At 48.4% G+C, this 13,446-nt stretch carries 13 protein-coding genes; 3 read left to right on the top strand and 10 right to left on the bottom strand.

Annotated elements, in window-relative coordinates:
• Positions 1 to 15 precede the first annotated feature (15 nt).
• The 3 genes from WFP70_RS19375 to WFP70_RS19365 all read right to left on the bottom strand — a co-directional run bounded on the left by WFP70_RS19375 (position 16) and on the right by WFP70_RS19365 (position 1,187).
• Positions 16 to 336: a hypothetical protein gene (locus WFP70_RS19375; protein WP_237449445.1), complete on the bottom strand. Its 321-nt coding sequence runs from the start codon at positions 334 to 336 to the stop codon at positions 16 to 18.
• A gap of 117 nt (positions 337 to 453) precedes the next feature.
• Positions 454 to 699 (bottom strand): regulatory protein YcgZ, encoded by a 246-nt coding sequence (gene ycgZ / locus WFP70_RS19370; RefSeq protein ID WP_058962457.1) that lies wholly within the window; start codon positions 697 to 699, stop codon positions 454 to 456.
• A 212-nt stretch (positions 700 to 911) separates the two neighbouring features.
• Positions 912 to 1,187 (bottom strand): hypothetical protein, encoded by a 276-nt coding sequence (locus WFP70_RS19365; RefSeq protein WP_337024121.1) that lies wholly within the window; start codon positions 1,185 to 1,187, stop codon positions 912 to 914.
• Positions 1,188 to 1,417: 230 nt separating this feature from the next.
• On the opposite strand from WFP70_RS19365, the gene WFP70_RS19360 reads away from it, so the two are divergent.
• Positions 1,418 to 2,662: a DUF2254 domain-containing protein gene (locus WFP70_RS19360; protein WP_337024120.1), complete on the top strand. Its 1,245-nt coding sequence runs from the start codon at positions 1,418 to 1,420 to the stop codon at positions 2,660 to 2,662.
• 20 nt (positions 2,663 to 2,682) lie between these two features.
• Here WFP70_RS19360 and fos read toward each other — a convergent pair whose 3' ends face one another.
• The 3 genes from fos to WFP70_RS19345 form a co-directional block, all read right to left on the bottom strand.
• Positions 2,683 to 3,081, bottom strand: a complete 399-nt coding sequence (gene fos, locus WFP70_RS19355; RefSeq protein WP_058962481.1) for a fosfomycin resistance glutathione transferase — start codon at positions 3,079 to 3,081, stop codon at positions 2,683 to 2,685.
• Positions 3,082 to 3,157: 76 nt separating this feature from the next.
• Entirely contained in the window at positions 3,158 to 3,367 is a 210-nt protein-coding gene (locus WFP70_RS19350; RefSeq protein ID WP_034827661.1) for a hypothetical protein, read from the bottom strand.
• 99 nt (positions 3,368 to 3,466) lie between these two features.
• Entirely contained in the window at positions 3,467 to 4,057 is a 591-nt protein-coding gene (locus WFP70_RS19345) for a TetR/AcrR family transcriptional regulator (protein ID WP_337024119.1), read from the bottom strand.
• 77 nt (positions 4,058 to 4,134) lie between these two features.
• On the opposite strand from WFP70_RS19345, the gene bdcA reads away from it, so the two are divergent.
• Entirely contained in the window at positions 4,135 to 4,848 is a 714-nt protein-coding gene (bdcA, locus tag WFP70_RS19340; protein ID WP_337024118.1) for an SDR family oxidoreductase, read from the top strand.
• Between the two features lie 59 nt (positions 4,849 to 4,907).
• On the opposite strand, the gene WFP70_RS19335 is transcribed toward bdcA, so the two are convergent.
• Positions 4,908 to 6,479 carry a sensor domain-containing diguanylate cyclase gene (locus tag WFP70_RS19335; RefSeq protein WP_337024117.1) on the bottom strand — a complete coding sequence of 524 codons (1,572 nt, stop codon included), beginning with the start codon at positions 6,477 to 6,479 and terminating at the stop codon, positions 4,908 to 4,910.
• Positions 6,480 to 6,900: 421 nt separating this feature from the next.
• Positions 6,901 to 8,634, bottom strand: a complete 1,734-nt coding sequence (locus WFP70_RS19330; protein ID WP_337024116.1) for an ABC transporter ATP-binding protein — start codon at positions 8,632 to 8,634, stop codon at positions 6,901 to 6,903.
• A 232-nt stretch (positions 8,635 to 8,866) separates the two neighbouring features.
• On the opposite strand from WFP70_RS19330, the gene WFP70_RS19325 reads away from it, so the two are divergent.
• Positions 8,867 to 9,289, top strand: coding sequence for an NUDIX hydrolase (locus WFP70_RS19325; protein WP_337024151.1), 423 nt, complete (start codon positions 8,867 to 8,869; stop codon positions 9,287 to 9,289).
• Positions 9,290 to 10,488: 1,199 nt separating this feature from the next.
• On the opposite strand, the gene WFP70_RS19320 is transcribed toward WFP70_RS19325, so the two are convergent.
• Positions 10,489 to 11,541, bottom strand: coding sequence for a RepB family plasmid replication initiator protein (locus tag WFP70_RS19320; protein ID WP_034830847.1), 1,053 nt, complete (start codon positions 11,539 to 11,541; stop codon positions 10,489 to 10,491).
• Positions 11,542 to 12,485: 944 nt separating this feature from the next.
• Positions 12,486 to 13,421, bottom strand: coding sequence for a ParB/RepB/Spo0J family partition protein (locus WFP70_RS19315; RefSeq protein WP_337024150.1), 936 nt, complete (start codon positions 13,419 to 13,421; stop codon positions 12,486 to 12,488).
• Positions 13,422 to 13,446: the final 25 nt, after the last annotated feature.

Below are 13,446 nucleotides of genomic sequence, written 5' to 3'. Positions count from 1 at the left end.
GAATCAACGTGAAAATCAGTGCTTTCTGTTATTACCTGAGTGATGCGAGTCCGTATACAAGTGCTGGACTGAGTTGATTCCCTCAGCTCGTTGTTGTTTGGCCCGCTCTCCCTCGGCAATGTTCTTTCTCACCTCGACAATGGTCTGGGCGATCAATTGCCGCCTGTCAGCATCATCTGACTGGTCTTCCATAACCTGAAGTTGTTCGATGAGTGCACGGAAAGAAACAGGCCCCGCTCGCTGGAGCAGAATCAGTGTGGCTTCACCGAGAATTTCATCGACTAACTGCTGATGTTCACTTCTATTCATATACTTCTCTGATAACGGCATCTGCATGGCAATTCTGCTGTAAACAGACTGCAAATTGCAATTTCTGTCACGGAGCCAGGAATCATTCTCATACCATGAAAATTCAGAACGGTAATGTTGTACAACTTAGGCCTGAATACTGAATCACTCATCCCGATCGAAAAGCAGTCCGATAAGCTGATGATAGTGGTGTTCCTCTTCAGCGTTAGAGGAAATTTCCAGACGACGAAGTAACTTGGTGCAGAGTGATTTACGGTTCAGATTCTTGCCCTCTCGCAGGATTTCTACCACGATCTGACCCAATGTTTCTTGCTGAGAAGGCAAAGAGGCTTTATTAAAATATTGTGCAATAGCTTCTGAAGAGTTCGGAGTGTATCCATTCTGACGCATGTGTTAACCCTCTCATGTTGGGTCAGGCAAATGGCCTGATAAAGTTGTACAGTTATTGCAAAATCTGTACAGAAATATAGTAAAAGTCAGGCGCCCATTTTTTTGCAAAAAGTGCTGTGGGCTAAGAGGGAATTCGCCAAACAGAAAAATCTTAATCATCTGTAACGACAAGTATTTTGAGCGGATCTTAATATTTGAGTTAAGTACTCTCGCTACTTTTTAATATTTTCAACTGGCAATAATGTGATGCTGTCAGAGCTTTCACTCAGACGCCGTAACGGTGAGCTGCTGCGCTTATCTTCTGACGAGGGTTGCCGATAATCGTTCAACCAGTCAATCGCAGCCAAAACGGCTTGTTTACGCTCTGGCGTATTAGCCTCGTCGGCCATGCGATGCAGTTCCTGATTTAATTGAATAACACTGATTTTTTCACGGCGGGCAAGAATCTGATAAGCAGCCTCGCCTAAAATTTTATCTGAATTGTCCATTGTATTACCTCCTGAGAATCGGGCTTACGCTGAGTCCTCAGGATCTATTGTAGCTGATGAGAAATTTGGGTTAAACCTGGCGCAGAATTTATGCGCCATTCAGGGTTTATCCAGAGGCAATATATTCTTGCCATTATCAGGCGTTAACGCCATTGCTGTCAGTGATGAGCACACTGACAAACCCATGAAGAATTTATGTGGATGAACCCTGCAATAACAAGGAAAGCACGATGACAAAAACACAATGGATCCTGAGCCAGCTTACGCGGAAACTGTGGTTCAGAAGTTCCCTCTTTGCTGTTCTGGCGGTGATGACAGCCCTACTCGCCATCGTGATTAAACCCTTTATTCCTTCAGGAATTACCGGGTTAATCGGCACGGATGCCGTGGATAAAATCCTGGGTATTCTGGCTTCCAGCATGCTTGCGGTCACCACCTTCTCACTCAATATTATGGTGTCAGCCTATAACACAGCGAGCAGCAGTGTCACGCCGCGCGCCACGCGTTTACTTGTAGAGGATCGGACCACGCAGAATGTGCTGGCAACGTTCATCGGGTCTTTTCTTTATAGTCTGGTGGGCATTGTTGCACTGAGTATGGGGGCTTACGGATCTCAAGGACGTGTCATCCTATTCTTTGTCACGCTGGTCGTAATTGTGATGATTGTGATTACGTTGTTGCGATGGATCCAGCATCTGGCGCAGTTTGGTCGTATGGCAGAGACTTCCCAACGTGTCGAAGAGGTCACTCAGGCTGCGCTGGTTAGTCGGTTACAAGACCCTTATATGGGCTGCTCTCCCTGGCATGTCTCCGATGGACTGCCGGACTCATTGATACCGGTTTATGCTGAAGAAGTGGGTTATCTACAACATATTGATTTCAGTATGTTGTCTGATTTCGCTGAAGCACAAGGGATCTATCTGTATATTGCGGTTCAACCAGGCGCCTTCATACATTGCTCGACTCCCCTGGCCTGGCTTAAGACATCAAAAAGTCTTGCTGCTGAAACGGTAAAAGATGCATTCACAGTTGACCAGCAGCGTTCGTTTGATCAGGACCCGCGCTTCGGGTTGTGCGTTTTGTCTGAGATTGCGTCACGAGCACTCTCTCCGGCAGTCAACGATCCCGGGACTGCCATTGATATTATTGGCAGACTGGTCAGGCTCTTTTGCTTGCGCGTGCAACCTGACATTGGCGATACCCGCTTTCCTCGTCTCTTTCTGCAAAAACCATCCATTCAGGATATGTTCGATGACGCGTTTGCCGCTATTGCACGTGACGGTGCAGGCATGATTGAAGTACAAATTCGACTGCAGAAAGCGTTTATCGCATTGGCACAATTTAATGCTGCCAGGTATGGGTCTGACGCCAGGCGTCACGCGGAGCGAGCCATTGCCTTTGCCAGTGCCGCTATACCGATTGAGACGGATATAGAGAGACTCAGAACGTTGGCCAAAGGCCTTCATCAACCTTAATGTCAGGGATGGGCAAGTGACTAATAAAACGTCATGTCCTCATACGGTTGTGCCATGCATGCATTTAATCTGCTTTCCAGATCACCGGCATGGAGTTCCAGCTTGTGGCCGTCCGGATCGAGGAAATAGAGTGATTTGCCCTCACTTTTGTTGACCTTCCATTCTTTTACGCCTGAAGCTTTCAGCCTTTCGGCAAAAGCTTCAAACACTTCATCTTCAATGCTGAAGGCATAGTGCGTGTAATCTTTACCGATGGAAACGGCATCCAGTGAGAGGCACAGCCAAAGCTCACCTATCGAGAGATAAGCGCCGTTCTTCCATTGTGCGCGGGGAGTGAATCCCAGCGTCTCAACATAAAAGGTGAAACTCGCAGAGACATTGCTTACAGCTAAAGTGATGTGATTCAGACCGGTCAGCATATTGAACTCAATACAAGAAGTTGTAGGGTTAATTTATCACAGGCGATGAGATGGAAAGCGGCTGCCACGTGGGTCGCTAAGCAAACTTCTGCAGAATTCTTATCGCCATTTCCATGCCCTGCTCACGCTCGGCATCATAGTGATGACCATCGTTTTGCGCTTCCTGCAAGACATCAATCAGCGACTGAACGGCGAACTCGCTTTTTCTGCCCAGAACTTCCAGCACTGCGCCGCCGATCTCATTGCAAATGGCTTTTCCTTCCGCGTATTTGTTTTGCTCAGACATTACTGTCTCCTTTTTTGCCTTTTAGGCATTAGACACTTCCGAGCCATGAAAACGGAAATTCATTTCTTAACTGCGTCAGCAACAACAGCAGTGACCGCCTCAAACCGGAAGTAACTGCGCCAGCATCTGACCAGCCATGCGTGCTGTCTCCCGTAAACGCTCCACGCTTGCGCCCTGCCGTGAGCGAGCCGACAAGCCCGACATGATCGTCACCATAAAATCTGTTATCCGCACGGCCTGTTCCGGATAGCGTTCAGCAATATAGGCGTGGAACATCTTCTCGGCTGCCGTATGAAAACCGCAGGCAACCTCACGCGCGGAGAGATCGTCGCAATGAATACCTTCCAGCACCAGACATCCGGTGGCTTCTGGATCGGCAGCATAGCGACTTGCAGCTTCATCCAGTACCGCAGAGAGACACTCCGCCACCGGGCGATCGTGACGCAATAGCGCCTTGAGACCAATAGCGCCATTTTGGGCATAACGATCCAGCACCACGCGATAAAGCCCGAGTTTACTGCCGAAGGCGGCATAAAAACTGGGCGGATTGATGCCAAAGGCTTTGGTCAAATCCCCCACACTCACCTTGTCGTAACCACACGAGTGAAACAAATTCTGTGCAATGCATACCGCCTGTTCCGCATCAAACTTGCGTGGGCGGCCTGGCGTACGGCTAATTTTTGTAGTCATCACTACATAATCCTTTGACAACCTGACTGACTCAATAATATTGTAATGACCACTACAATACAATTGAGGACACTCTAATGGCGGTATTTACTAACAAACCGGTACTGGTGTTGGGCGGTAGTCGGGGCATTGGTGCGGCCATCGTGCGGCGTTTTGCCTCCGAGGGTGCTGCGGTGGTGTTCAGTTACGCCGGCTCGCGCGAAGTGGCAGAAAAACTGGCGGAAGACACAGGCAGTAAAGCGGTTCAGGCGGATAGCGCCGATCGCGATGCCGTGACTAAGCTGGTACGCGATTCCGGGCCTCTGGATGTGCTGGTGGTGAATGCGGGCGTGGCAATTTTTGGTGATGCGTTAGAGCTGGAAAGCGATGCCATAGATCACTTATTCCGCATCAACATTCACGCACCTTATCACGCTGCGGTGGAAGCCGCCCGTCAGATGCCACAAGGCGGTCGCATTATCGTCATTGGTTCCGTCAACGGAGACCGGATGCCAATGCCAGGCGGCGCAGCCTATGCCGTCAGTAAATCGGCCCTGCAGGGATTAGCGCGCGGTCTGGCCCGTGACTTTGGACCACGTGGTATTACGGTGAATGTCGTCCAGCCGGGTCCCGTCGACACCGATATGAATCCGGCAGACGGCCCGATGAAGGAGCTGATGCACAGTTTCATGGCCATTCAGCGTCACGGTAAACCTGAAGAAGTGGCCGGAATGGTTGCCTGGATTGCCGGTCCGGAAGCATCATTCGTGACAGGCGCTATGCACACGATTGATGGCGGATTTGGCGCGTAGGATGTCATCTATGAATTTGAGCCAGGTTGCCCCACTAAAACCTGGCTGCATTTGCTCTTTCAGCTGTGAGTGTTCAGATATGACTCATCGCTCTTCACCTGATTTCTGCCCGCCTGCTTAGCGGAATAGAGCGCCATATCGGCCTGCCTGATCAACAACTGAGCCGAGCGATTTTCTCTCTCAGAGTTCAGCGATGCACATCCCGCGCTCAGCGTCACCCGTTGGGAAGCTAACAGAGACGAGTCATGGATGATGTCCTGCTCACGTACAGCTTGCACAGCAGCAGCGGCCACCGACATCGCATGCTCAATATCAGCACCGGGAAGTATGATGGCGAACTCTTCTCCTCCATATCGTGCCACCAAATCGGTACCGCGCAGAGAGATGGCGTTTATCGCCTGCGCCACACGCTTCAGGCATTCGTCCCCGGCCACATGGCCGTAAGTGTCGTTATAGCGTTTGAAATAATCGATATCGATCATCACCAGCGAAACCGGCTCGTTGTGCGTGTCAGCGGCCAGGATGCACTCCTCAAGGTAGCGATCAAATGCACGTCTGTTCGCCAGCCCCGTTAACGCATCCGCATGCGCCAGTCTGTTCAGCGCATGGTTGGCTGCGCTCAGCTCATCGCGAAGACTGGTCAACTCAAGCTGGTAATGCAAGCTATGCCGGGCCTGACGCAGCACGAAAACGCCCATGGCCACGATGGCGGATAACAGTGCAAGACTCAGCAACACATCCTGTACGCGTCCTTTCATCCATTTAATGAACAGGCTATGCGTGTCATACCCTGCTGCAACCACCAGCGGGTAACGATCCGATCGTGCAAAACCAAAGATACGCGGTTTGCCATCAAGAGCCGAGGTCCACTGCCCGCTTCCGCGGTTTGTGGCCTGCAGCATCTGCTGAAACAGATGGCTGGAAGAGAGGTCTTTGCCGATAAAACTATCAGGCATCGGCCGTGCGTATAACACGGAACTGTCAGCCAGCATTAACACCAGTACGTCCTTAGGCCCCATCTCGTAATAAGCGTAAAAGTGCCGGAAATAGTCAACTTTCACCGTAGCCAGCAAAACGCCCTGAAATCCGCGCAGCGCATCGCTGATGCGAAGTGAGACGGGGATCACCAGATCACCGGTGCTTCGGCTACGGATCACCGGACCAAGATGAATGCTGTTGCGCGGATTGTCGCGTTGAAACCTAAAGTATTCGCGATCGGAGTTATTGATGTCTGCCGGTATCTGCGATGCAGAGGTAGCTATCCACTTGCCCTGGGCGTCGTAATAGAAAAGACCGTGCAGCTGCGGCAATCGCCCCTGAAGCTCCCGCATGGTCTGGCTCAGATTGCGGCTATTGATACCGGTCACCAGCTGCGATTCAACGTCACGCTGCATTTCACGCATCGCGAGCTCAGTTTGCAGGAAGGTATCTTCTGCCTGCCGCGCCTGCGACAGCGCCAGATTGGTCGCCGTTTCTTCACTCTGCCTGACGGTGTCATTCCAGTCCTGCCGCAGTGTCCATATGCTGATGCCTAATACCGCAGCGATCAGCACAATGCCTGCGAACGTGATGCTTCTGATAAGGGAGTGATAAAGGAGCCCTGCCTGTTCGCGCGTGTCTTTTTTATCCATCCTTATCCCCATCATCTTTATCCAGCATTCAGTTAAGCAGATAAAGAGAAATGCGAAAGCTTGCCTGGCATTACCCGCCAAAAAGGCTGAACTATAGGATATTTCTTGCTGCCTGGTGTTGATAACGCGCAGGAATGATTACCAATTGATATCAGTAAAAATGACGAAGGAAATTAAGCAAGAACTTTCGAATAAAGATAGGTATTTCTGTGATGATTTTTAGAATGCCATAATCAAATTTCTTTTATAGACGCCATGTTGAAACTGACCTGCCTGACTGGCCAGTATCTATCCATGACAGTTTTTAAATATTTAATCCAGCGCGCCTTTATTATTCAACCTGCTGAAGAAAGCATTTTAATGACGCAGCGGATTAACAGCATGAACTGCCTCTCTCTAAGGGCAGTTCCCAACGAATGCATTACGCCGATTCAGCAATGACCGATTTAAACTGAGCGTGCCACATATTATAAAACTTGCCCTGTTTACCCATCAACAGAGCAAAACTTCCGTTTTCGATCACTTTTCCCTCCGCCATGACCACGATTCTGTCGAACTCTTTGATATTTCCCAGACGGTGAGTCACGGCGATAACCGTCGTGTCGAGTGAAAGGATTTCATTAAACAGGCGATGTTCAGTTTCTGGATCGAGCGAGGATGAAAACTCATCAAAGATGAACAGATTGGCTTTACGGTATAACGCACGCGCGATCGCCAGCCTTTGCCACTGCCCGATTGAAAGTTCATCGCCGCCAAACTGTTTACCCAGTCGGGTCTGCTGCGGATGAGGAAACGCGACTTTACTGAGTAAATCGTCAACCTGAGTGGAATGCGCTTCTGTGTCATATTGACTCAGTGCGATATTCTCACCGACGGTAAATTCATACTTGCCGTAGTCCTGAAACACAGTTGCCACCTGCTGACGGTAACCGTCAATCTCCAGACTTTGTAGTGGAACACCGGATATGCTGATATCACCCTGTTCATAGGCATACATCCGCAGCAGCATTTTAATCAGCGTGGTTTTACCACTTCCGTTATCCCCCAGAATCGCCACTTTCTCACCTGCCCTAATCTCAAGATCAATACCGTCTAAAGCTCTCTTGCTCCGGCCTTCATAACCAAAGCTAAGATGCTGAATACTGAGTGAGAACGGCGTGTTATCGGGGAGTAATTTTTGGCCGTTGGTAACGGGCTCAATCTCCTCGGTCATAAAGGAGTGGTAACTATGAAAAAAGCTGCCCATTGATGTCAGATTGGCACCGTAATTCGCAATTTCATCCAGATGCGATTTCATCATCACAATGGACTGAAACACCATCACTAACGCGCCCACCGCGATATCACTGCTGCGCAGATTGCTCAGGAAAAGATACACCCCGGCAAACAGCATCACCAGGCTAAGCAGCATGGCGGGAATGGGCGTTATCAGCGCCCTGACGCGTTGCTGGTGCATACGTTGATAGGTATTAAATGCTGACCCTGAGAATTTTTTTAGCAGATAACTACCCAGCCCATAAAGCCGAATTTCCTGTAAAAAGCTTTTATCCATACTGACACCATAGACGTAACGCATTGCAATTGCGTCCTTTGAGTTTTTGAATAACTCGTGCACGTATTTTTTCTGAATATGGATATTAATGATAATCATCGGTAATACGGACAATGCGCAAATGGCCGCCCCAATCCCTGAATACGCAATCAGCACCAGTAGCAAGCTTCCAGCCATCACGGTGGCTCTGAAGGCGTAAGTAATGCAAATGATGAAATTAAGCGGTCGGTATGCTGCTTCTTTTTTCAAAAATTCCAGCTGCTCGTAACGCTCCTTGTTATCAAACAGGCTCAGAGTAAAAGATTCATTCATTCTCCGCATAATATTGGCGCTGAAATGGCTGGTCGAAATTTCCGTCACATCACCCTGAATAAGATTCACCAGCGGGGTCATCAGTTGAATACCCAGCAAAGACAGACACCAGATAGCAACACTGAACATCAGTGCATGATCACTGATTTGAGGCGTATGAAGTGTGTTAATTATCTTTCCTGTCATGAAGACATTAAGCGCCGGTATCAGGCCCTGAAGAAGGACGATGGCGATAAGTGCAGTAATACGAAGCGGGCTGGATGCAAAGACGTACCTGATTGCCAATAACACTGACTGCCTCCCTTGTTGCAGTTGGAATGGGTCACGCGGGTTGCAAACAATGATAGTTGAGAATGAAATTCATTTACACTAATCGCTCACATCGACTTCGCAGCGCGTAATGAGGAAATGCGAAAAGATTTATCAAACATGTAATTAATAACCATTCTCACTTGAGCTATACTCCTCCCTCCCTTCCGCCGAACTGGTGCGAAGGCGCAGTAACAAAGAATGTAGGATGAAGATGATCGCAGACAAGGTTATCCGCATTGCGGCGGCAATCATGATCAATGCGGAGGGGCGAGTACTTTTGGTTCGCAAGCGCGGTACCCGCTATTTCATGCAGCCCGGAGGGAAAATTGAGTCGACTGAACGGCCTGTGGCTGCATTGATTCGTGAACTCAAAGAGGAACTGCAAATCAATGTCACCGAGCACGATACGCAATATGTCGGTCAGTTCACTGATACAGCCGCAAATGAGCCAAGACATACGCTTATCGCTGAAATATTTACTGTTCTTGCACCCTCGACAACGATAATGCCAGCGGCTGAGATTGAAGAGATCGCCTGGCTCCATCCCTCCGATAATGCTTCGCTGCCGTTAGCGCCGCTCACCGGCCAGCAGATACTCCCCCTCATATTGAACGCAGGTCAAAGCGCTCACTGAGTCTAGCTATTGCCAGCCAGTCATGATGAGCAAGAGCAAACGTGAAATGAAGGGGATCTACACCTGATCAGGATCGCGTGGAGCAAGTCGATCCTGTGGAACAACCACTATAGAGAGTAAACCACTCCTTCATACCCTGACGCGCTGCAATGATGACAATTATCCGTTCCTGTGCACTCGCACTCTCCATTTTTATGTTAGTAACCACTAACACCAGTATTGACAAGCCTTGCGAGGTTAGTAAGCACCAGGGGGGTAGATTAAACATAACCACTATAGTGAGTAGTTACTCTCTATAGTGGTTGTTTCTACTCTCTATAGTGGTTGTTTCTACTCTCTATAGTGGATGTTTGATCCTTTGCCCTGCAAATCAACGATCTTGCGATCAATATGGGATCTTCAAGTTCTTCCGATATGTGCATTGCTTGAAATTTTACTCTCTATAGCGGTTAGCCAAAAAATCAAACATCTAAAATAAACACTATAAATCATAGCCTTAAGATAATTAAACGAAACCAAATAACCGCTATAGAGAGCAAACTCACTCTCTATAGCGGTTATTGCAGGATGCGAAAATCCCGCAATAGCGTTCCTGTTAGCAGGATCTCAGGCTAAGCCGCTCATCAATGCCACCAGCAGTGCTATCCACTGTAGTGAGTAACTCCTCTCTATAGTGGATATACAGAGAAGGAAAAGCAGTTTTCGGCAGTAAAAGTGAGTAAGTTAATGATAATAAAGCAATAATCATTGTGATTTAGGCGACATTGAACATAAATCACACTGTTATCTGAACAAATATCCCTCAATAATCATCAAATAACTCAATAAGATAGAAGTGATAACGTCACTTCCGTCGAATAACCACTATAGAGAGCACATACCTACTCTCTATAGTGGTTGTTAAATCTGGGGACGATCCTGGATCATTCCATGACAACTCACCACAAGCAGTCCCCTCTTCTATCACATTGAAAGCTGTCACATTGCGGGTTTTGGGCTGGTAATGGTGCAAATTGTGAGCGACTTCCAGATAACCACTATAGAGAGTACAGGCCTACTCTCTATAGTGGTTACTGGGTCACAAATGTCTTGATAGCAGTGAATGTAGGAGGTGAGCGAAGTGGATTGCAGCAGCAAATAACCGCTATAGAGAGTAAGTGCTCTCTATAGCGGTTATCAAATGGGGGTAATTCAGAAGACTACTTCACTTTACCTTTGCGGATTTCCTCGAGGATCTTCAGCTCCGCTTTTGACAGCATCACCATTTCACCCTGCGGTTCGCTCGCTGCAGCAACCTCATTGGTCTCGATAGGATCATCCAGCTCCAGCTCATCTTCGAGAATATCCGGCAGCTTGAGTGGCAGCTCTGCAGGTTTGAGCTTAGGCCGGCGATAGTGAATGTGGAATACCACGGAGCTACCGCGTTTTAGCTCAGTGTAATCAAGGTAACCAATGTCTTTGAGCTGTTCCATCGCCCTGCGTACGGTCGCGTTTTGCGTGATGGGACGAGAAGTCAGATTCAGACGCTGTCGCAGGCGCGCCATGGAGATGGGCGCCGGATTTGGAGGCAGGCTTTCGATAAAGGTATAAAGCGCCTGAGCGGACTCCTTACGAGCCAGAGCGTTAATGGCGCGCAGCTGCAGCAATACCTTGCGATCAAACTGATACAGCTCGAACAGCTTTGGATCGGCCTGAAGCTCCACCGTATCCTTTTTGACACTGTATTTTGCGGATTGCACCAGATGCGTGACATAGAGTTCATCTTTGTCAGCAGTACCGAACTGGATGGTATTGGATGCAATGCGGATCAGCGAAGCTTCCAGTCGCTCCCTCAGCTTGGCTGAAGATCGGGAGGAAGGAATGCCACACAGTTTGACGAACTCGACGAAGGGTAAAACCACCTTGTCATTCGTCACGTTATACTTCGCAAACGCGTGAATGATCCCGACCCACGTCTTGAAATCATTGTCCATATCGAGTCGCTGGCCAATGATCCTGATCCTTTCATAACCTTCTGATTTAACGAGCGACAGTAACTTAAGTTCGTTCGTGACATCAGTAACGGCTGTCGTGTCGTTTTTACGGTTATTGGTCGATTTTAACGTAGGAACGAACAGGCCTAATCGCATTAAAGCAACCGGTTGAACAGTGTTATCTCTGTTGGGGGTAAGTACAACCAGTTCGCCAGTTCGTTTATCTGTTTCTGAAAAGGCTTCAACTATCTTGTTGTTTTTTAGCTCATTTTCCGACATTTTCGAGGATCCGGTTTATACACAGGGACATCGCGCGTTTACTCTCTATAGCGGATACTAGCACTCACTTCATCGGTTAGACTACTCTCTATAGAGGATAATTTACTCTCTATAGCGGTTAGTTTACTCATTATAGCGGTTACCGATATCTCCTCAGGGCTTGTGGCACAAGGCTTTAACCGTAGCGGGGATCTATTAGGAACTTATATGATCTTATGTGGATCTGTTCTTGGATCGGGTCAGTGAATAATGGGGATAACCTTTCCGGAATAACGGCGGCTGAAATTCAGTCAATCGCGTCACTGGAAATCAAAGTTATGCACAGCGGGATCAGTTACACACAGCTTGCATCCTTGCCTGCTCACTACAGCGGTTATCAGTCACTCTCTTCATCGGTTATTTCACTCATTTCATCGGTTATTTTCCTCTCCACAGCGGTTAGTTTACTCCTTATAGCGGTTATTAAGGCCCTTTCAGACCAGTCATATCAAGGCCTGCAGCGATCCGGGATCTTCTTTGATCTCAATGGGATCTCATTATGATCGAATAATTGGATCTACCCTGTGGATAAAGGGGATAAAAATCAGCGTTAAATGAGACTGTTAAGCAGGTTTCAGCCGGAATACGGTGATTTCGTTCAATTCTGAATGTCGATCCCGAGAAAAGATCTACTTGTATAACTTGTTGGCCTGGATGAGCCCAGGTTTTGGTATAAACACAATCATCAATCAGATGTTCGTAAATTCAGCTTGTACAGGGTCTTTTGGCGGGTTGAGAGGATTAGGCTTGCCAGATACGATAATTGAACTTAAATGGATTAGAACGCTGCTGAAGCGCTTAGAAGCACAGATTCAAACGAACGTGGCTTACTGAAAAGTGGGAACAGTAAAAAAGGACGTGAAAATCACGTCCATTTTGGATTTGCTTTGTATGAAGGAGCCGGATCAAGACTTAGAAAGGATCGCCTTAATAGCAATATCGATCTCTTCCAGCGAATTGGCAGGCAAACGGTGGAATTCATACTGCACATGGCGTTTTTCTGCGTTAGTTTTGCGCTTAGCGTAAGCGGTACGATCTGAGAAATGGCCAAACTTCTCTGTCGTGACACTCTTGTTTTTCACCGGCTTAACCAGCTGCTTTTTAGCAGTGGTGAAAAACGACAGGATCCGGGTTTTCTGATCATCGGAAGCCAGTTTGTGCAGCGCCTGATCGTCATCCATTCGCGCTTTGACCTGAGCCACAACCTCTTTAACCGCCACACCCTCTGCTTTCGCTTCTTCTGCCACATCCAGCAGCAATTTGTAGTCCGGAATGCTGAGGTCGGAAACAACCGGTATTAACTCGATAAATTCAGCAGGAACCCACGCAGCCTGAAATGCACGCGTCACTTTGGCGTTTGAGATCCCTTCTGCTTTCGCAATCTCGGTCTTGTTCATGCCCTGCGCTTCCATCATCAGGAAACGTTGACCCAGTTCACGCAGATTGTGCTCTTTTGCTGTCTGAATATCCGCAGCCAGCTGGCGGGCATCACTGATATCAATGTCATCCTCGGTCACCAGAACTTCGAGGCCCGTTCCGGCGAACAGACAAGCGGCACGACGACGAGAACCATCCATAATTTCAATGCGGCCATCCACCAGGCGACCAATTGCCGGGAAGAACTGTTGCAACTCAATGGTGCGCGTAATGTCTTTTACTGATTCTTCGGTCAGCGCTGACTGATCTCGCCCATTCACCTGCGCGTCAACAAAGGTTTTGCTTTCCACTTCACCGCTGGGAATGAGCTGGCGGCTGAACGTCGCTGTGTTACCAGACTTCAGAGTGAACACGCGTGACTGATTGCCGCTGTTAATAAAGCTCGACATCTGGGATTGGCCCATGGTGCGGCCAATTCTTTTGAGTGAT

The sequence above is a fragment of the Pantoea sp. USMM079 genome, from assembly GCF_037153115.1.
GTDB lineage: Bacteria > Pseudomonadota > Gammaproteobacteria > Enterobacterales > Enterobacteriaceae > Pantoea > Pantoea communis.
The sequence above is the reverse complement of the archived record's forward strand: the minus strand, read 5'-3'. Positions and strand labels throughout refer to the sequence as shown.

Bases quoted from the DNA above. Each gene is read 5' to 3' on its own strand.
- WFP70_RS19375 (WP_237449445.1), bottom strand. From the start codon at position 336: ATGCAGATGCCGTTATCAGAGAAGTATATGAATAGAAGTGAACATCAG.
- ycgZ (WP_058962457.1), bottom strand. From the start codon at position 699: ATGCGTCAGAATGGATACACTCCGAACTCTTCAGAAGCTATTGCACAA.
- WFP70_RS19365 (WP_337024121.1), bottom strand. From the start codon at position 1,187: ATGGACAATTCAGATAAAATTTTAGGCGAGGCTGCTTATCAGATTCTT.
- WFP70_RS19360 (WP_337024120.1), top strand. From the start codon at position 1,418: ATGACAAAAACACAATGGATCCTGAGCCAGCTTACGCGGAAACTGTGG.
- fos (WP_058962481.1), bottom strand. From the start codon at position 3,081: ATGCTGACCGGTCTGAATCACATCACTTTAGCTGTAAGCAATGTCTCT.
- WFP70_RS19350 (WP_034827661.1), bottom strand. From the start codon at position 3,367: ATGTCTGAGCAAAACAAATACGCGGAAGGAAAAGCCATTTGCAATGAG.
- WFP70_RS19345 (WP_337024119.1), bottom strand. From the start codon at position 4,057: ATGACTACAAAAATTAGCCGTACGCCAGGCCGCCCACGCAAGTTTGAT.
- bdcA (WP_337024118.1), top strand. From the start codon at position 4,135: ATGGCGGTATTTACTAACAAACCGGTACTGGTGTTGGGCGGTAGTCGG.
- WFP70_RS19335 (WP_337024117.1), bottom strand. From the start codon at position 6,479: ATGGATAAAAAAGACACGCGCGAACAGGCAGGGCTCCTTTATCACTCC.
- WFP70_RS19325 (WP_337024151.1), top strand. From the start codon at position 8,867: ATGATCGCAGACAAGGTTATCCGCATTGCGGCGGCAATCATGATCAAT.
- WFP70_RS19320 (WP_034830847.1), bottom strand. From the start codon at position 11,541: ATGTCGGAAAATGAGCTAAAAAACAACAAGATAGTTGAAGCCTTTTCA.
- WFP70_RS19315 (WP_337024150.1), bottom strand. From the start codon at position 13,421: ATGGGCCAATCCCAGATGTCGAGCTTTATTAACAGCGGCAATCAGTCA.